At 41.1% G+C, this 18456-nt stretch carries 19 protein-coding genes; 2 read left to right on the top strand and 17 right to left on the bottom strand.

Annotation, left to right across the window (positions count from 1 at the left end):
* Window positions 1–24 precede the first annotated feature (24 nt).
* From ACTW1R_RS04195 to ACTW1R_RS04160, 8 genes are all read right to left on the bottom strand, one after another.
* Window positions 25–1497: an FGGY-family carbohydrate kinase gene (locus tag ACTW1R_RS04195; protein WP_167821616.1), complete on the bottom strand. Its 1473-nt coding sequence runs from the start codon at window positions 1495–1497 to the stop codon at window positions 25–27.
* Window positions 1494–2873 (bottom strand): PTS galactitol transporter subunit IIC, encoded by a 1380-nt coding sequence (locus ACTW1R_RS04190; protein WP_086294729.1) that lies wholly within the window; start codon window positions 2871–2873, stop codon window positions 1494–1496. Before ACTW1R_RS04190 ends, ACTW1R_RS04195 begins: the two co-directional genes overlap by 4 nt.
* 1 nt (window position 2874) lies before the next feature.
* Window positions 2875–3165 carry a PTS sugar transporter subunit IIB gene (locus ACTW1R_RS04185; RefSeq protein ID WP_086294728.1) on the bottom strand — a complete coding sequence of 97 codons (291 nt, stop codon included), beginning with the start codon at window positions 3163–3165 and terminating at the stop codon, window positions 2875–2877.
* A 17-nt stretch (window positions 3166–3182) separates the two neighbouring features.
* Window positions 3183–3647 (bottom strand): PTS sugar transporter subunit IIA, encoded by a 465-nt coding sequence (locus tag ACTW1R_RS04180; RefSeq protein ID WP_167821615.1) that lies wholly within the window; start codon window positions 3645–3647, stop codon window positions 3183–3185.
* Complete coding sequence (locus tag ACTW1R_RS04175; protein ID WP_167821614.1) at window positions 3647–4492, bottom strand: class II aldolase; 846 nt, start codon at window positions 4490–4492, stop codon at window positions 3647–3649. Before ACTW1R_RS04175 ends, ACTW1R_RS04180 begins: the two co-directional genes overlap by 1 nt.
* Window positions 4493–5263: a GntR family transcriptional regulator gene (locus tag ACTW1R_RS04170; protein WP_240935591.1), complete on the bottom strand. Its 771-nt coding sequence runs from the start codon at window positions 5261–5263 to the stop codon at window positions 4493–4495.
* Between the two features lie 254 nt (window positions 5264–5517).
* A complete protein-coding gene (locus tag ACTW1R_RS04165; RefSeq protein ID WP_271814826.1) occupies window positions 5518–6831 on the bottom strand; it encodes a PTS sugar transporter subunit IIC in 1314 nt (437 codons plus the stop codon).
* 11 nt (window positions 6832–6842) lie between these two features.
* Window positions 6843–8222, bottom strand: a complete 1380-nt coding sequence (locus ACTW1R_RS04160; RefSeq protein ID WP_489927457.1) for a glycoside hydrolase family 1 protein — start codon at window positions 8220–8222, stop codon at window positions 6843–6845.
* A 199-nt stretch (window positions 8223–8421) separates the two neighbouring features.
* Here ACTW1R_RS04160 and ACTW1R_RS04155 point away from each other — a divergent pair, with 199 nt between their 5' ends.
* Entirely contained in the window at window positions 8422–9120 is a 699-nt protein-coding gene (locus ACTW1R_RS04155) for a GntR family transcriptional regulator (RefSeq protein ID WP_034858220.1), read from the top strand.
* 65 nt (window positions 9121–9185) lie between these two features.
* Here ACTW1R_RS04155 and ACTW1R_RS04150 read toward each other — a convergent pair whose 3' ends face one another.
* The 3 genes from ACTW1R_RS04150 to ACTW1R_RS04140 all read right to left on the bottom strand — a co-directional run bounded on the left by ACTW1R_RS04150 (window position 9186) and on the right by ACTW1R_RS04140 (window position 11856).
* The gene (locus tag ACTW1R_RS04150) at window positions 9186–10505 is read right to left on the bottom strand and encodes a glycosyltransferase family 2 protein (RefSeq protein ID WP_034868331.1); all 1320 of its coding nucleotides are present in this window, start codon (window positions 10503–10505) and stop codon (window positions 9186–9188) included.
* Window positions 10505–11011: a hypothetical protein gene (locus ACTW1R_RS04145; RefSeq protein WP_156236992.1), complete on the bottom strand. Its 507-nt coding sequence runs from the start codon at window positions 11009–11011 to the stop codon at window positions 10505–10507. The genes ACTW1R_RS04150 and ACTW1R_RS04145 overlap by 1 nt, the downstream gene beginning before the upstream one ends.
* A gap of 98 nt (window positions 11012–11109) precedes the next feature.
* Window positions 11110–11856, bottom strand: coding sequence for a YcjF family protein (locus ACTW1R_RS04140; RefSeq protein WP_034695380.1), 747 nt, complete (start codon window positions 11854–11856; stop codon window positions 11110–11112).
* Between the two features lie 399 nt (window positions 11857–12255).
* On the opposite strand from ACTW1R_RS04140, the gene ACTW1R_RS04135 reads away from it, so the two are divergent.
* Entirely contained in the window at window positions 12256–12453 is a 198-nt protein-coding gene (locus tag ACTW1R_RS04135; protein WP_489927456.1) for a hypothetical protein, read from the top strand.
* 191 nt (window positions 12454–12644) lie between these two features.
* Here the strand turns inward: ACTW1R_RS04135 and ACTW1R_RS04130 are convergent, their stop codons facing one another.
* From ACTW1R_RS04130 to ACTW1R_RS04105, 6 genes are all read right to left on the bottom strand, one after another.
* The gene (locus ACTW1R_RS04130) at window positions 12645–13034 is read right to left on the bottom strand and encodes a C-glycoside deglycosidase beta subunit domain-containing protein (RefSeq protein WP_489927455.1); all 390 of its coding nucleotides are present in this window, start codon (window positions 13032–13034) and stop codon (window positions 12645–12647) included.
* On the bottom strand, window positions 13027–14046 hold the full coding sequence (locus ACTW1R_RS04125; RefSeq protein WP_325836417.1) for a sugar phosphate isomerase/epimerase family protein: 1020 nt from the start codon (window positions 14044–14046) through the stop codon (window positions 13027–13029). The genes ACTW1R_RS04130 and ACTW1R_RS04125 overlap by 8 nt, the downstream gene beginning before the upstream one ends.
* Window positions 14047–14087: 41 nt before the next feature.
* Window positions 14088–15041, bottom strand: a complete 954-nt coding sequence (locus ACTW1R_RS04120; protein WP_489927454.1) for an ROK family glucokinase — start codon at window positions 15039–15041, stop codon at window positions 14088–14090.
* Between the two features lie 11 nt (window positions 15042–15052).
* Entirely contained in the window at window positions 15053–15964 is a 912-nt protein-coding gene (locus tag ACTW1R_RS04115) for a sugar phosphate isomerase/epimerase family protein (protein WP_311956606.1), read from the bottom strand.
* Window positions 15965–16073: 109 nt separating this feature from the next.
* The gene (locus ACTW1R_RS04110; protein WP_275851807.1) at window positions 16074–17132 is read right to left on the bottom strand and encodes a Gfo/Idh/MocA family protein; all 1059 of its coding nucleotides are present in this window, start codon (window positions 17130–17132) and stop codon (window positions 16074–16076) included.
* A gap of 16 nt (window positions 17133–17148) precedes the next feature.
* A complete protein-coding gene (locus ACTW1R_RS04105; protein WP_153883422.1) occupies window positions 17149–18243 on the bottom strand; it encodes a Gfo/Idh/MocA family protein in 1095 nt (364 codons plus the stop codon).
* Window positions 18244–18456 lie beyond the last annotated feature (213 nt).

Below are 18456 nucleotides of genomic sequence, written 5' to 3'. Positions count from 1 at the left end.
GTATTAACGAAAGAAAAGCCCCTTCTAAGAAGTGAGCTTTCCTTTCGTTATTTGTTTTTTGCTTTGATACAGCGTTTGATATTTTTCAAAAACTTGAGAAAGTTCTGTTGCTCGCTTTGGATTCGGTTGGTAAGTTTCCGAAGGTAGTTTTGCAGTAAACGTCGGATAGGCGATTCTTAGTGCGCCAAAGGACACTGCCTCATCGATATTAATGACTTTCAACTCTTTGTTCATCGCATCTGCTTTTAGTTGCAGCCATAACGGATTATTGATTGCTGGACCAATAACAACAATTCTGTCAGCAATATTATGCTCAAAGCATTCAGTTACTAATTTTAGTTCTAAAACTAGTCCTAAAACTAAGGCAAAAAGAATGTCCTTAGCTTGCGTCGTCAGGTCCAATCCATAGAGCATTCCCTTCGAACGTCCGTTTTTAAAAGGAGCGCCTGAACCATTTAAATGCGGAATAAAAAAACCAGTTTCTAATGGAACGATTTTATCTTTTAGATACTCATTAAGCAATTGGCCACATTCGCTAGTTAATTGTTCCTTGGATTTGTTAAATAGCTGCTGATACCAAGCAAAGGCACTCCCTCCCGTTGGCATAGAGGAAAAAATCGTGTACATCTGCGCATCAATAAAAACACCATTTGACAATGATTTCCCGAAATTTTCTTGATTATTTGCTGGACTTTTCATTAATTGAAGTAGGCCTTCTGTCGTACCAGTTGAATTTAAAAGCTCGTTTTCCTGTAATTCGATTCCAAAAGCACCCACCATGTGGTCATGTCCAGCAATACGTATAGCTATTTTTTCATCACTTAAAATAGGTAACCCAGAATCTGTGGTATAACCAATAATAGTGCTTGCAGAGATGACTTCTGGAAACTGAATCATCCCATCTAAGTCAAAATAGCTCAGTAGTTCATTGGACCAGTCTTTTTTTTCAATGTCATAGCACATTGTTCTGCTGGCTAATGAATATTCCGTCACTTTTCTTTTCGTTAAATAGTAAGCAAAAAGATCAGGAATATTCAACCACAAATATGGACCTTGCTCTTTGTTCTTAATTCGATCCATCAGCCACTTGATTTTCCCCAAACTATAATTAGAATGCGCCGGTAACCCAGTGATCCGATAGATCGTTTCTTTCTGTTGTTTTGATAAGCATTCGATATATTCTCTTGCCCGTTGATCATACCAAGCGATCATTGGAGTTACAACTACTCCTTCTTGATCAAGCAAAACACCTGCCTCCCCAACGCTGGCTATAGTGATTGAATCGATTTTCTCCTTGTTTTGGACTACAAATGATTTCAAGATTGCTTCCAATTGTCCCCAAATTGCCTGATGATCAAATAATTCACCCTCTTTATCCTCTATTTTTATCGTAGGAAAAGAGGCCCTTTCACGAATTTCTCCTGTAGTATAGTCAAATAAAGTAACTTTCGCATTCGTTGTCCCTATGTCAACCGTAATGGCAAGATTTTTGGTCATTGTGCAGTTCCTTTATCAATTAAATGCGTTTGATTGTAAGTTACTTTATAAATCCAGAATATAACCACTCCAACTACAGGAATCAGACCAAGAGCAATGATATTCCCATTGAAAATCTGTAGTAACCAATATCGTAAAGGGTTCCCACCGTCCAAGAAGCTTGAAACAAGGCCGCTCGAACCTTCTGGAAAGTTGAAATTCACATCTTTTGCCATAGTAGTGATGAAAGGGGCGATTGCTGAAGCAATATAAAGATCACCAATCATGATTGGAATTGCAATCAAGACTGCTCTAAAAACATTTCCCTTAGTCGAAAGAACTACCATTGACGCCATCACTGCTAAGTTAGCTAAATCTCCCAAAGGAAGAACCGTATTTCCTGGTAAGATAAATGCCAATACAACTGCGATCGGTGTTAAGAGCAATGCAGTAGAAATGATCGCAGGATTACCAATCGCCACGGCAATATCGAGACCTATATACAGATCATCTCTATCTGGATAACGTTCATTCAAGAACTTTTTGATTGCTTCTGATAGGGGAAGCAATCCTTCCATTAAAATACGAACCATTCGTGGCAAGATAAACATTACCGCTCCGATACTGATACCGGTCGTTAAAATCCCTTGTAAATCATATCCAGCAACGATTCCTAATAATAAACCTAAAATCGTTCCCACCATCATCGGTTCGCCGAAAATTCCAAATCTTTTTTGAATCGTCAGCGGATTGATATCAATTTTGCGGATGCCTGGAATCATGTCGATCAGCTTGTTTCCAATCAAACCGATTGGAAAAAAAGTAATAGAAGAAACAGTCGGTAATGAAATTCCTTCTAGACCAAAATATTCTTCTCCCATGGGCGCTGCCCAGTCTGCCAATTTGAAGACAATGACTGCGATCACACCAGAAGCTAGTATTCCCAACCAAAAACTACCTGTGCTATAATATACTAAGGTTCCTGCAAGCGCAAAATGCCAATAGTTCCACATATCAACGTCTACGGTTCTCGTTTGCTTGATTGCGATCATGATTACATTGATCAACATCGTTAGTGGAATAACAAATGGAGCAATCGGTGATCCCCATGTAATTGCTGATAAAGGCGGCCAACCTAAGTCAACTACTGGAAGATTGATCCCTGTTTGTTCTACCATTGCTTGTGCTGCAGGACCTACATTATTAGTCAATATATCGAAAATCGCATAAATGCCGACAAACCCAATTCCCACGGTTAAAGAAGACCTCAGTGCTTTCGCTGGCTTGATTTTGAAAAATAGTGCCAAAATGAACAATACTAAAGGCAGCATAACTGTTGGTCCAAACCCTAAAATATATTGCACACCATCATATAATTTCTGTGTAAGATCCCCCATTTTATTCTCCTTCTGTTAGTTTTTCATAAATACTGTTCAATACCTTCTCTTCATTGATACCTGTAATAAGCGCTAATCCATTGATTACTGGAACATTTAACTCATAAGGTATTTTTGTTGTTGAAACGATCAAGTCTGCATCATCAGAATTCGATTGAACTGAAGCAACATTTGTTTGTGAATAATTCACTGAATTCAAGCCTTTTTCTTTTAAAAATTCCATTACCTTCTCAGTAACTGCTGTTGAAGTTGCAATACCTGTAGCACATACGAATAAAAGATTTTTAGCCATTTTTTTTCCTCCTATTTTTAAAAGTTCAATTCATTTTTAGCAAAAGCAAAAATTTCTTTTTTGCTGCTATTCTTTAATGCTTTTAAGATTTCTTCTTGATTTAAGATCCCCATCAATTTTTGTAAAATATTCAATTGTTTATTTGATTCTCCCAGTGCTAAAAGAAAAACAATTGAAACATCGACCGTTCCTTCATCCATTCCCCCCATAATTTCCATTTGTATCGGAGTTTTCAGGGTGGCAATCGTTACTTTATTGTTGTATACAAATTCTGGATTCGTGTGGGGAATCGCCACGCCTATCGGTTGTGTCGGTAATCCTGTGGGAAATACTCGTTCTCTTTCTATCACTTGCTTAGGGAAATCCACAGTCACATCATTGTTTTCAAGTAATGGTTGCGCGATTATTTCCACAAGCTCTTCAAAATTTGAGATCTCAATATCAACAAAAATGTTTTCTTCATTTGTTAATTCTTCTACCACTATTTTTGCACCACACTATTCATACTCAAGATTTTTTCGTGAACCGTCTTAAAAACCGAATCCTCTGCTTTTTGCAGCACTTTGATTAAGTTTGCTTCATTCGGGTTTTCTTCATACGCTCTCCCGACACTTCTAATAAAGCTTTGCCGCAAATCACTCGCAATATTGATTTTGGCAACATTGTATTCAACCATTTGATGGATATGTTCATCTGGGATACCTGATCCACCATGGATCACTAATGGAACTGGTGATACTTCATTGATTTCTTTTAATAGATCAAAATCAATATTCGGTTCATCTTCTAATCCATGAACATTGCCGACAGAAACCGCTAACATGTGGCAACCTGTCCGCTCAACAAATTCTCTCACCTGTTGAGGATCCGTTTTTGCATCGGCTTCAGAAACATGATCATCTTCTTTCCCAAGAATAGCACCAAGTTCCGCTTCAACTGGGATACCATACGATTTCGCAAATTCCACTGCTTGTTTAGTGAAGGCAATATTTTCTTCAAAATCAAAAGCAGCACCATCAATCATAACTGAGGTAAATCCTGCGCGTATCGCTTTCCTCACATCATCAAATTTTTTGCCATGGTCTAAGTGTAATGCAACAGGTGTGTCCATCTTTTCTGCATATCGTGAAACCATATCAACTAAGTATTCGTACCCAGCAAGCGTTATATTAGTAGGCGCAACTTGAATAAATGTTGGGATGCCTGTCTTTTCAACTGCTTGTAATATTCCTATAGTTGTTTCTAAATTCGTCGTATTGAATGCTCCCGCAATGACTTTCCGTTCTTTTATAATATCTAACAATGTGAATCCGTTTACTAATGGCAATTAAATTTCCTCCCTTTGAAGGATCGTTCCAAGGTAGTATTTATTAGCCTTTAACCAGACATTTCCAAATTCGACAGGGGTTCCTCCTTCCAAATAAACTAATTGTTCTAAATGAAGAACGGGCGAATCCGGTGAAACCTCTAATTCTAGCGCTCGCTTTTCTCCCATTACTCTCGCAGCATACCGACTTTCTGAATACGCAATTTTGCTGCCAGTCAATTGTTCGATTACACGAAATAGGCTTTCGTGATTAAAATCATGCGCTTCGATTCCCTTGCACAGCTCTGCATTTAAACGGTTCTCAATCAACATGACTTTTTCACCTTCAACATATCGAATCCGTTTCATGTACAGGTATTCATCGCCAACATTAATACTGAGTCTTGTCGCGATCTCTTTCGTAGCATTTCGAAATTCAGAAGTGATAACTTTTGTTTCATAAGACAATTTTTGACTTTCCAAAGATTCAGCAAAAGAAAGCAACCCTTTTCCTAAAGGATAGGAAATATTTCCTTCTGTTACATAGGTACCCTTCCCCTGTATCTGATGGAGAAGCCCTTCTTCAACTAACATATTCACTGCTTTTTTGACTGTACCTCGACTGACTTCAAGATCCGTCATAATTTGATTCTCTGACGGTATTTGTTCCCCCTTTCCCCATTCCTCAGCATAGATACCATTTCTCAAGTAGTCTGCCACTTGAAGATAAATCGGCTTGGAAACATTACGATTGATAATCATACAATCACCTCCTTCATTCATTGCGTACATGTATACACCACTATAGACAACTTTAAACCAGTGTGTACAACCGAGTACAAGCTCATTGTAAACGGTGACATAACGAAAGTAAAGCAGTATTTTTTAACAAAACATTATTCGATTTATAGATTTTGCTGAAAAATCATTGAATCTCTGACTTTTGAACCATTCTTGAGGAGTTAAAGAACACTTTTTTATTCAGAACAATCAAAAAAGAGTAGATTTCTCTACTCTTTCGTTCTTTTACTTAAACACTAGCTTGTTTATTCTGCCCGCTCCAATTCAGCAGATTTGATTGCAACCCGTTGAGCGATTTTTAAAAATGGAAAATAGATTGCTACACAGACGACGATGATGATCACTTGAACCAAAACAACTTTAAAATCCCCTTTTGATGCCAACAATGCACTAAGAATTGGTGGTGTCGTCCAAGGAACCATCACAGAAAGCGGCTCAATGAATCCTACTGCGGTAGCAAAGTAGCCAATCAACGTTGCCACAATTGGACTTGCAACGAAGGGAATGATCATGGGTAAATTGAAGACGATCGGTAAACCAAAGATGATTGGCTCGTTGATATTAAAAATACCCGGAGCTAGGGATAGATTGACGACATCCCGAAAAGGTTGGTAATTGCGGACGAATAAGAGCACTGCAATGATCAAGCTGATCGTAAATCCAGTCCCGCCTAGTTGTGCGAAAACCGTCACGAATGCTGAATTTAAGATATTGGGTGGCGTAGCGCCTTCTTGCACGGCTTGCATGTTTTCATTCATATTGACTAACAGCAATGGATCTAACAAGGTGCCATTGATGACGGTTTGGTGAATGCCTAAAGTAAACAGAAAATTGCCCGTTGAATAGATGATCAAGAACCCAAAAATCGATGTGTTCAATAAACGCAGTGGTTCTTGGATCACTGTTGAAATGATTTGAATCAGGTCGGTATCAAAGGCTGCTAGCACGGTCGCAACTACGGCAAAGAAGGAAATCACCAAAATAGCAGGGATCAACGTGCTGAAGGATTTGCTGACGGCAGGAGGAACTTGATCCCCTAAATTGATTTTTAGGTGCTTGTTTTCTGACAGTCGAATAAATAATTCCGTGGCAACTAACCCACAAATGATTCCAGAAAACATCCCTTTGGTCCCGACATCGTCAAATAGCATCACACCACTGATGGTCACTTCTGCTTGAGCGCCTTCTGGCATCACGGCATGAGCCATCGACAACATGACCACTAAGCAAGTCGTTGCCACAAAGGTTGCATTGATGGCGCTCGGATTGTTTTTATTGCGGCAAAGAAAATAAGCGATCATCGGGGCGATCAGCAGACCGGCGATATTCAATGTTCCATTGGTGATGGAATTGCCAAACACTTGCATTCGCGCCAAGGTAGCCCCTTCTAAAAACCATGGAAAGAAGACATTATTAAACAACACAGCGATCCCTGCGATAATAAAGGCAGGCATTAAGGTCGCAAACGCATCACGAAGACTTTTGAGATGAACCTGATTGCCGAGACGGACCGAAAACTCTGTAAATTTATCTAAAAACGTGCGCTTTTCTGCTGCCATTTTTGTTCCTCCTATTCTGTATATGGGTTTGTATAGATCGTACTACCATTCGTTTTGATCATTTCTTTGAACCATTCATACGATTTTTTCGGTACACGTTTCATATCTCGCAACTCATGGTTGCCACGATTGACATACACGAGTCCGTATCGTTTCTCCATATCACCTTGCGAGCTCAAAATGTCGATCAGCCCCCAACCAAGATAACCAAGACAGACCACTCCATCTTCCACCATCGCTTCAAACATCGCTCGAATATGCTCTTGATGGTAGGCAATACGGTAATCATCTTGAATCGGTTCTTTGCCATTCCAATGCTCTCTGACCCCAATCCCGTTTTCAATCGGAAACACTGGCAACCGGTACCGCTGATAGACTTTATTTAAGACATCACGGAAGCCGAGCGGATCAATTTGCCAATTCCATTCCGTCGTTTCAATATACGGATTGTCTTGTTTTCCAAAAGTCATGTACCGATTCGGCGGCGTTCCTTCAGGAATTTTTTCAGCATTCAAGGTAGAAGAAGCATAATAGCTAAAGGCAATGTAATCATTTTTCTGCGCTGCGATCGCTTCTAATTCCCCAGGTAAAATATTCATATTGAGTTGATGATTTTTCACGTATCGGTCTTGTGCTGCCGAATACTTGCCGTGCGCATAGCAATCTAATAAAGTAAAGTTCGCAAATTCATCAAACTCTCTTGCTGCTTTGATGTCTTGTGGACGACAAGTCGCTGGATACGCCTCAGAATACGCCAGCATGCCGCCGATCTTCGCATTTGTTGTTTCATGAAGATAATTACAGAGTTCTGCATGGCAAACCATGACATTGTGGAAAATCTGATACAATTCTTCTGTCGTTTCTTCCCCTTCTAAATAGCCGCTGATCTTAAAACCATGGTCTTGGTGGAAAAGATTTTGTTCGTTAAAGGTTAACCAATAATGGACTTTATCCGCAAAACGATCCACCATTTCTTTTCCGAAACGAATGAATGCGTCCTTCACTTCTTTGCTGATGAACCCGTTATAGGTTTTCGCCAGATGCAGAGGCATATCAAAATGGTACAAACAAATCATAGGCTCGATCCCTCGAGCTAACAGATCATCAATAAAACGATCGTAATAGGCGATCCCTTCTTCATTAAAGGCACCATCTCCATCGTGAACGACCCTTGACCAAGAAATTTGGAAACGATACATGTTCATCCCCAAATCTTGCATATAATCAAAATCTTCTGTATACGCATGATAGTTATCATTTGCTACATGCCAATCGCTAGCCTGTTCCGAAGCTTCCCGTATATCATAAACGGATAAGCTTTTACCGCCTTCATTCCAACCACCTTCTGTCTGCATACTGCTGACACTGTTTCCCCAGTAAAATTTTTTCATATTGATTCCTCCATCGTTTGTATTCGCTTACAAAACCTATTATAATTAGGCGAAACAGGCATGTAAATTTTTCAAAAACACATGTAAAGCTTTTTCTATACATGTGAATTTCAGCGGATTCTTTAGTGATATACCTTGTTTTTATCCCCTTCAAACAAAACTCAAGTCCATGAATTTCTTTACATAAGGAGTGATGACTATGACAAAATACAAAGAGATCGTTGATCAGTTGCGGACGGATATTTATGAAGGAGTTTTTCCAGCTTTATCAAAACTACCGGAACAAACGGCGTTAGCCAAACGATTTCAAACCTCGCGAATGACGATCCAAAAAGCGCTAAATCAATTGAAGCAAGAAGGCCTGATTTCTACCAAAAGAGGTCATGGCACCTATGTCAATTCAGCGACCTACCAAGGACAGATCAATGAGTATATCGGTTTAGTCAACCGATATGGCGGACGGCATAAAGTGCAAAGTAAAATCATTAGTTTCAATGTACGTTTTCCAGAAGCCAACGAAATGGATTACTTGTCTTTGCGAGAAAACGAACCTGTTTATGATATCGTACGACTGCGCTATGTTGATAACGAACCCTTTGAATTGGAGTACACGATCATGCCCATCAAAACCATTCCCGATATTGATATGGCGATCCTTGAACACTCGATCTATCGATATATCACTGATTCCTTACATCTCAAAATAGGTCCCGCCATACGTAAAATCCGTGCCGACAAAGCGGATTCCTATGATATCAAATATTTAGAAGTCGATCCCAATGATCCGATCTTAGAATTAGAACAAGTTGCTCGTCTCTCCGACGGACGACCTTTCGAATTTTCGCAAACTCGTTATCCATACCAAAATCGTGAGATTTACTATCTTTCTGAACCTTAATGGCAAAAAACAAGTCTGAAGAAAACTCAGACTTGTTTTTTTATTATCCAGGGAAGGTGAATTCATTAAGATTCTTCGGTTTTTTTCGCCGTTCGCTCAGGGCTGACCCAAACGCCGCTGCCGTAGCCAAGGATGGTCTTGACGGCTGGAATAAAGGTAGTGACGATCGTTATGGCATTGATCATCCAGTAAAACAGCATGTAAAAAGGGGCAAAACGGAAATACTTCAGCTTGCTGCGGTTATCATCCGCCAAGAGGCTGGTAAATAGCTGCATGACCCCCGCAATCATCTCGAAACAAACGAAGAGAAAGGCCATCGTAAACATATGATAGATCCGTTCGTAATTCCCAGTTGCACCATAATAGATCAGATAGAAGACAAACAAGGCAGATGAAAGCCAGAAAAAGAATGACCAGATGATACTTAATGTTTGATCGACAAACATAGCGGTTCGACCAATGTTTTCAAAAGGATGCAAAAAGACCTTTTTAAAGTTGGTCAGCCATACTTCTGTACCGCCCTTCGCCCAGCGTTTCCGTTGTCGGTAGAGCATCTTGAGTGTTTCTGGCACCTCCATGAAAAACATCACTCGTGAAGCAAATAAAGACAGCCAACCTCGGAATTGGTGGTCCCAGGCAATACTGATGTCTTCTGTTGCTCGATTTTGTCGAAACAGTCCCACGTCCATCAATGCCGCGCGTCGATACATCGTATTGGCACCGCTATAGGCATAGATGACGCCAAAAACGGCTTGCTGGGTCCGTTTGATAATTCCTACGATACTTGAAAATTCAACGGTTTGTGATTTTCCTACGATCGTTGTGCGGTTTTGAACGTCCATATTCGCCGTAATGGCAGAAATATTGATGGAGTCTTGACGGATGAAATAATTGACATATTTCCATAACGCATCAGGTTCAGGAACCGTATCTGCGTCGTTGCTCAAGATCAATTCCCCTTTGGCAAACCCTACCCCAATATTAAAGGCATGGGCTTTTCCTTGGTTTTTTTCAATGCGCAACACTCTTAGATTTGGGTACTGTTCCATCAATCGGTCTAATATCACAGGGGTTTTATCCGTTGAGCCATCATCAGTCACCAACACCTCATAATTGCTGTAGTTCAGATTGTTCATTAAATAATGAATCGTGTCTTCAATAACGATTTCTTCATTGTGAGCTGGTACCATAATCGTGATCATCGGCTCGATCTCTTCGGGGATCGGTATCCACTCTAATTGTCGATAACGGAACAAAAAACGATTGCAGATCACCCCGATGAACCAAGCAAAGCCACCTAAAATCGGATACGTGAACAGAATCATTAAAACGACTGTTAAAAATGTGTCCAACCACGGGAACCCAGTATCAAAATTGACAACCATCAGCCCACCCCATTTCTACGGAAAAGTTCTTGGATCTCTCTTTCTCCGATGTTTTGCTCCGGTGCAACCGCGTAGTATTTTGCCCCGTGGCGTTCTTCTTTCGTCCCGAAGCGTTCTTCGTAAAATGCTTCTAGCAACTCTTTGCGTTTTTCCAAGTCAGCTTCATCATGCATCGATTGCTTTTGCAGCAATCGTTTGAAGCGGCGGTTGTTCCTCAAAGTTAATAAAGTAAACGTAAGAACTAAAATCAAAAAAGAAATGCCTAAAAATAACGCTAGAAATTCGAAAGTGACAGCTTCTTCTAAATAGGTCCGAAAGGCGATCCGATCCGCCAGATTCGGCAGCGTCAATGGAATGGCCAGCCAGACAAAGGGAACCAAGACCATCAGCCAAGCAAGAATCGTCAAAATCGTTTGGCGGGTCTTTAAAGCGGAACGACCTTTTTGAAAATACGCATCGGTGACCAACCGTTCTTTGACTTCTTCCCGTGTCACTCGTTGTTTCATTTTACTCACTCCTTAAAAAATATTTTTTATTTGCTGTGAAGAAAAAGAAGCAACAAAAGCAAGTCGTCTGGACCTGCTTCGTTCTTCTTCTGTTTGTCTCACTTAGATTTCTTGCCAACTTTCAACGCATTGAACAGCGTGTGAAATTGGCCTTTAAAGGACATCACTTGCTCAAACACATCTTCCCCATCATTCAGCATCTTGACAGTCACCCAGCCTAATGCTTCGGTGATACCACTAGCCACACTGGCATTGATTGCAGCTCCAGCAACGGTGCCAACTGCTGGAACAAATTTCAAGATATTGCCAACGGCACTGCGACCAAAACTCACAACGACTAGCTCTTTCGAAATACTTTTCGCTAACCCTTCACGCCATGTTCGCCCAAAAATACGATACAAACGGGCCATCATCGTCATTTGAACTGGCACAAGTAACACTGCATCTGAAAAGGGAATCGGTGAACAGCCGATGATCGCCGCCGTCAAAGAAGCCGCATGGATCGTGCGGTGGGCTTTTTTCCGCGTTTCATCATCTACGCCAACCAAAAACTCCTCAAACACCTGATCAAATTGATCCTTGCTTTTCGCTAACACTTTTTCCGCCTGGGCTTTTGATCCGTCATAGCCTTTCATCACCAGGGCAGCCGATTTTTTCGGCATTCGCTTCATGACATCCGCAAAAAAAGAAGTAAACTCCGCTTCTTCTTGCAACTCTTCTCCCATTTGACTTTGCTCGACTTGAACGGACTGTTCCGTTAATAATTCATTTTCGTTTTGCTTCTTTTTGCGTTTTATCCATGGTTTTTTCAAAGAAATGTCTCCTTCTTTCGACTCGTTGTTCATTTAAAAATCAAAGTGAGCCATGATTTTGTTCCTCTTTCTATTTTAGCTCAGGTTTTTCAAGATAGCGAAAATGTAGCTTGAGAGAGCTTACACTTGCTGAAAAATGCAAATTTGCATCTTTAGATTATTTATTTATATTATCGTTTTTTTATGCTATGATACACAAAAGGAGTGGATCGAATGAAAAAGAAATTGAATTGGAAAGTCCTTTTTTATCTAGGCTTATTGACTTACTTTCTTTTAAGCGGGATCTTCGCATTCTTTGGAGTCGAAATACCGTTTCTTTATAAACGTTGATCTTCACGTTTTCTCAGAACCATATCATTCAACTCTTTGCTCTATGTTGAGAGAATCCATCATTCTATCGTCCATTCAATCTAATCAGAAAAGGTGATTTTCTTGTCCATTTTATTTGATCTATTGCAGCTGCTTGCCGTTACCTGTATCGCGTATTTATTGTTCACAAAAAAACATTTCCTCAAACAATTAACTGCTGTTCAGAAAATGGTCTTTGTCGTTTTATGTATTTCGGTGATACTGCCGGCTCTCTACGAATTTATTACTGGTTTTGCGCAGGGATTTTGGGAACGGTTGTAACAAATCTTTCGTTAACTAAAAATTATATAGAGCGCTAGCAAGTCTCTAGCCTATGAAAAATAGCCAACTAACAGGAACAATCATTTGAAAGGGATATCCTGTTCTCACACCTGCTGCTTTTTCATTGCTGTTGCGAAGAAAGAGTAGAAAAAGAGATAGCAGAACCAGTTGGTTCCGCTATCTCTTTTTACTTAAACAACTACTTCTCTCTTACAGATCCCTTCAATCGGAATCGGGATGTAAGCTGTACGAGTCACCACAGCTAATTCTACTTCATGAGTACCTACGGGTAAACCGCCTGCTTGCTGAGCATAAATGTATAAAGGCTCGCCATACTCCCACTTATAGGTGGTAACCGTCGTCATCTCATCTAGTGTGAACCAATCTTTTTGGTCAACACTGCAACGAATAGCTTCTCTTGCTACTTCTTCACCGTCTACAGTGACGCGAATATCATTGACCATTGATAAAGGAACACCACGATAATACGTGATGTGCGTCTGTAATTCAAACCCAGCCGTCTCTCCTTCAACGACTTTATTTTTGCAAGATCCTTTAATAAACACATTGTTATCAAACATTGCTCGTCGCCCCTTCCAATTCAGTGATTATCGACTTAATCAATTTCTGATGGGCAATCACTTGTTCTTTTTCGACCATTGGGTGCCCTGGCAAAATCCAACGGTTGCCTTCATATTCTGTCGCCACATAACCATCGTAGCCATGTTCATGCAAGTAAGTCAAAATCTTACGATAATCGATGGAATACTCTTCTCCTTCGTCTGTCATTTCCCACAGTTTAAAATGGAAATGTTTGATATACGGAAAAACGTCCTCTAAAACTGAGAGAGGTGTATTCTCATAACCGTCAGCCAACATAATGTAAGGCATGTCTTTTGGTTCAGCCATCGCAGCCAATTCTGGTTTTAATTGGTGAGCTTCATCAAAGGCTTGCGAGCCATCCAATCCTTGATCAAAAAAGGCATTGAAATAGTCGATAATAGCTGGATTGACTCCCAAAACTTGCTTATTGAATTCATTAAAGACACGGGGAATTCGATCACAGAAAATACCGGTATCAATCACCAAACCGCAATAGGGTGAATTGACTCGTTTCATTTCATCGATAAATGCTTTTGTTTCGGGAATATCAAAGCTCATCCCCGCGTGGATCTCCAGCGCGAAAGCCACATCATACTTTTCCGCATACGGTAGCAACGGTTCAATCACAAAACTTGGAACCATCGAGACCAGTCGAATGAGTTTGAAGCCTAAGCGAGAGGCAAGCTTGATTTCATCGATTAAAAGATCCAGGCATTCTTTTTGCGTCAACTCACGATTGTTATACAAATTTGTATTAAGAAAGACATCTGCGCAAACCGGCTTGACCTGTGCTTTACTCATGATGCGATCCCAATCAGCCAGCGTTTCTTTACTTGGATGAGGTGTGTTATGGAGCATTTGATCCGGTAAGATTTCAAACCCCTCAACGTCATGTTCATCTAAAAATGCGATGATTTCTGCAAGGGTCATTCGTTTGTTCATATATTCGTCTTGCAAGCTGTATAAGCTTACACCTGATTTTATTCCCATACTAACTTCTCCTTTACTATTTTTATTATTGTCTTATTCTTTCAGCCAGCAGTGTTTCTGATTTTGACTAAATAAGCTGCGCCGAAGATACCAGCATCTTTACCTAATGATGCCCTTTTGAGTTTCGTTGTCTTGCGAACTGCTGGGAAATTCCCTTGTTCGAATCGTGCACGAACACGGTCCATTAAAAAGTCCTTAGCTTCTGCTACCCCGCCGCCAATGATGATCGAATGGGGATTTAGCAGATTGGCAATCATACTACAGGCTTGTCCCAAATAGTTGGCAGCTTCATTCACCACTTTTAATGCAAGCAAATCCCCTTTCTCGGCTTCAGCAAAGATGATTGCACTGGTCAATTTAGGGCAATCATTCAACGTAGTCGCAGTGGTAAGCCGATAACTTTCTGCTAACTTGACGATACCGGTAGCACTGACTAACGTCTCTAAACAACTGCTGTTACCGCACGAACAATCAAACGAATGAGGATTTGTCACAGGAAAATGTCCGATCTCACCACCGGCACCCCCGACTCCGGTAACTAGTTGATCGTTCAAAATGACACCTCCACCGACTCCAGTTCCTAGTGTCAAAAAAACTACATCCTTTTCGCCATCCCCAGACCCCTGCCATTTCTCTCCTAAAGCCGCCGCGTTGGCATCATTTTCAAGAAAGAAAGGCAGACACAAACTTTGTTCAAAGGCCGCACGAATCGGTTGCGCATGCGTCCATCCTAGGTTAAAGGCATTACTGACCGTTCCATGGACCCGGTCAACGGCGCCAGGACAGCCCATCCCGATACCTAAAATCCATTTTTGCTTCAGTTCTGATGCCAGCTCTTTTTGAATACTTGCCAGACAGTCAGGAATGATCCGTGTTCCGTTCTGACGACAGTCTGTCGGAATCCACCATTCTTTTTTCAATCTGCCTTCGGTGGTGACCAACCCGAATTTAGTCGTAGTACCGCCTAAATCAATGCCAAGATAATAGTTTTCCATAGCAGCTTCTCCTAAACAAAATTTCGCAAGTAATGGGTACTTAGGGCAACTGATTTCTTGACGGCCTCATAACTATTCTCAAAGGCTTTGTCCTCGATCTCAATACAGCTGTATCCGTCAAAGCCGATATCTGTTAATGCCGAGACGTACTTGCCCCAATCCACATCGCCGAGACCAGGTAATTTAGGACTCATATAACTCAGAGGCACAGCCATCGTACCAACATCGTTTAGCTTTTCCTGATACACCTTGATGTCCTTATAATGAACATGAAAAATCTTTTCCTTAAATTCATATAAAGGTTGAATATAATCGATCTGCTGCCAAACAAAATGGGATGGATCATAGTTTAGACCAAGGTATTCGCTGTCGAGCAGCTGAAAAACCTGACGCCAAATCGTTGGTGTGGTCATCAGATTTTGTCCTCCCGGCCATTCATCTTCTGTAAAAAGCATCGGACAATTTTCGATGGCGATTCTCACTTTCTGCTTTTCGGCATAAGCAAGAATCGGTTGCCAGACATTGACCACTTCCTCAAGGTTCTCTCGGATATTTTTCGTTGGCATTCTTCCTAAAAACGTTGTGACAAGATTGATTCCCATGCGTTTGGACGCATCAATCAGCGTATACAAATGGTCAATCGCTTCTTGCCTTTTATTCAGGTTTTCGTCTAAAGGATTGGGATAATACGCCAATGCAGAAATTTCCACTCCCTTTATTTGGCAATAGTGTTGGATTTCTCGAATGCGTTCATCCGTCAACTGTTTCGTATCGATATGCGATACCCCTGCATAACGCCTTTGGGCTTTTCCTTGCGGCCAGCAAGCGACTTCCACGCACTCCAAGCCGTTAGCAGCAACGATATCGATCATTTCTTCAAAATTGCTTTGATCAAATATGGCACTTACAACACCAAGTTTCATCCTTATCTGCTCCTTCTTTTTTCCACCTGTTCAAGTGGGTTTTTCTCGTTTCAATTATTTTCCTTCTGTAGCTACTGTCTGAAATTTGTCTGATAAAACGACCAAGCGACTAGGCCAGCGCAACTGCCTGCTTCGTTTCGGCAGATACGCGAATAGCATCCAGTACTTTCATCAAGAAAAAGATTTGATTTGGTTTAACAGCCAACTCTTCTTCTCCTTGGACAAAGCGATAATAATTATCAAAAAACATTTCATGATTCACATGAACCTTTGGCAGCGGTTCGCTGATGATTCGGCCTTCCGGCGGTGGGCCAAATGAACGGGTCGGACCTGCTGGGGTCATGGTTACTTTGCCACTAACACTTTGCAGCAGCTCAGAAGTACGAGTGATCGTACCTTGCGGATCAAACCCATCGATAACCGCACTTCCTTTGTTCCCACCAATAAACCAGTGGCGCTCAAACCAATGCTCTTTCTCACTCAGCATATAGGTGCCTAGCTCGACTTGCCCGGTCACTCCATTGTCAAAGCGAAGCATAATCGAAAAATAATCATCAACATTCTTATTAATGACGTTTTGCACATCGGCGTAAACAGATGTTAACCGACTCGGTGAGAGCATCGTCAACATTTGATCGATCAAATGAACGCCCCAATCATAAAGCATGCCACCACCAAATTCTGGATAAATATGCCAATCATGCATGTTGCCATTAAACCCATAGAGACTGTTTTTGACCGTAAAGATTCTTCCTAACGTCTGGCTTTGGTAAATTTCCTTGGCAATACAGAAATCTTTGTCCCAGCGACGTTGATGATGAATCGTAAAGCGGACATTGGCAGCTTGAGTGATCTGCATCATCTCGGAAAATTCTGCGGCATTCATAGCAGCTGGTTTTTCGCAAATAATGTCTTTACCGGCTTCGGCTGCTTTTTTGACCATTTCTAAATGCAGGTGATTCGGAACTGCGATAATGACTGTGTTGATTTCAGGGACAGCCAACAACTCATCTGCTTTTAAAAAGGTTAAAATAGGATCGCTTGCTTCTTTAAACTGCAGTGCATTGGTATCGCATACTGCAAGCAGTTCTGCATAGTCCAATGTCTCGATCGTCTTTGCGTGGGTCTGGCCCATAAAACCAAAACCGATGATTCCAAATTTTAACATCGTCTATTCCCCTCTTCTATAATTCCACGACTTGCCCGGTTTCTGCTGATTGATAAATTGCTTCTAAAATCTGTGTCACAACGATTGCCTGCTCCGGTTTTACCAACGGCTCAGTGTCATTTAAGATTGCTTCGACCCATTGTTTCGCTTCCGCATCTCTTTGTTCCAACGAAGCCCCTTCAAAACCGAAGACACCGCCAGCATCAGAAGGTTGTGTTTGCTCTAATTGATTATGATCGGCTTTATTGAAAACGACGTAGCCCTGATCAAGAAAGGCTTTGCCAAACATTTCCGCACCTGCCTTATCTCCGCATAAGGTAACTTGTGCTTCTTTCGGATTCACCATATTTAAGGCCCAAGCAGCTTCTAAAAAGATCGTGGCACCATTTTCCATTTTGATTAAACCGAACGCTGAATCTTCGGTTTCAAATGTTTCAGGATCCCAAGGACCAAACATATTCGCCATTGGATTATCCTTTAGTTTTTGATAGGTTGACCCTAAGACCATTTTTGGTTTGTAATTATCCATGCACCATAAAGTAAGGTCTAATGCGTGTGTCCCGATATCAATCAGCGGTCCGCCGCCTTGTTTTTCTTTGTCCGGAAACACACCCCAGGTTGGTACTCCTTTGCGTCTTACCGCATGAGCTTTAGCAAAATAAATGTCTCCCAATTCCCCTTTGGCGCAGGCATCATGGGTAGCTAATGAATCCGAACGGAAGCGATTTTGATAGCCGATCGTTAATTTTTTACCTGTTCTTTTGGCTGCTTCCAACATTTTTTTTGCCTCTTCATAATTGATAGCCATTGGCTTTTCACACATCACGTGTTTGCCAGCCTCCAGCGCTGCCACTGTGATTTCCGCATGTGAAACATTCGGTGTCAAGACGTGAATCACATCAATGTCTGGGCGCTGGGTCAATTCCTGATAGTCTGTCGTAACGAAAGCACCACCGATTCCATAGGTTTCCGCCGCTTGAACAGCTCGTTCTTCGATAATGTCACAAAAGGCGACCAGCTCTACTTGGTCAGCTAACTTAGCTAGTGCTGGAAAATGTTTTGTATTCGCAATTCCTCCGCATCCGATAAATCCAAAGCGTAATTTTGTCATGTTGGTTCCTCCTTGTTTTGTTTTACATTTATAGATTAACCGTTTTCAAAAAAATCCACTTCCTTATTTCAATAAATTTGCACACACAAATTTAACTAAAAAAAACTTCATCTCGATCCAAAGCAAAAAAACACCATACTTTTCATACTGCATTACCGCTGTTGGCCTATCAATAAAAAAAACCGGACATATCCTTCATTTGAAGAACGTCCG

Source organism: Enterococcus sp. R12, assembly GCF_058135755.1.
Note: the sequence above shows the minus strand (reverse complement) of the source record. Positions and strands in the feature narration are given on the sequence as shown.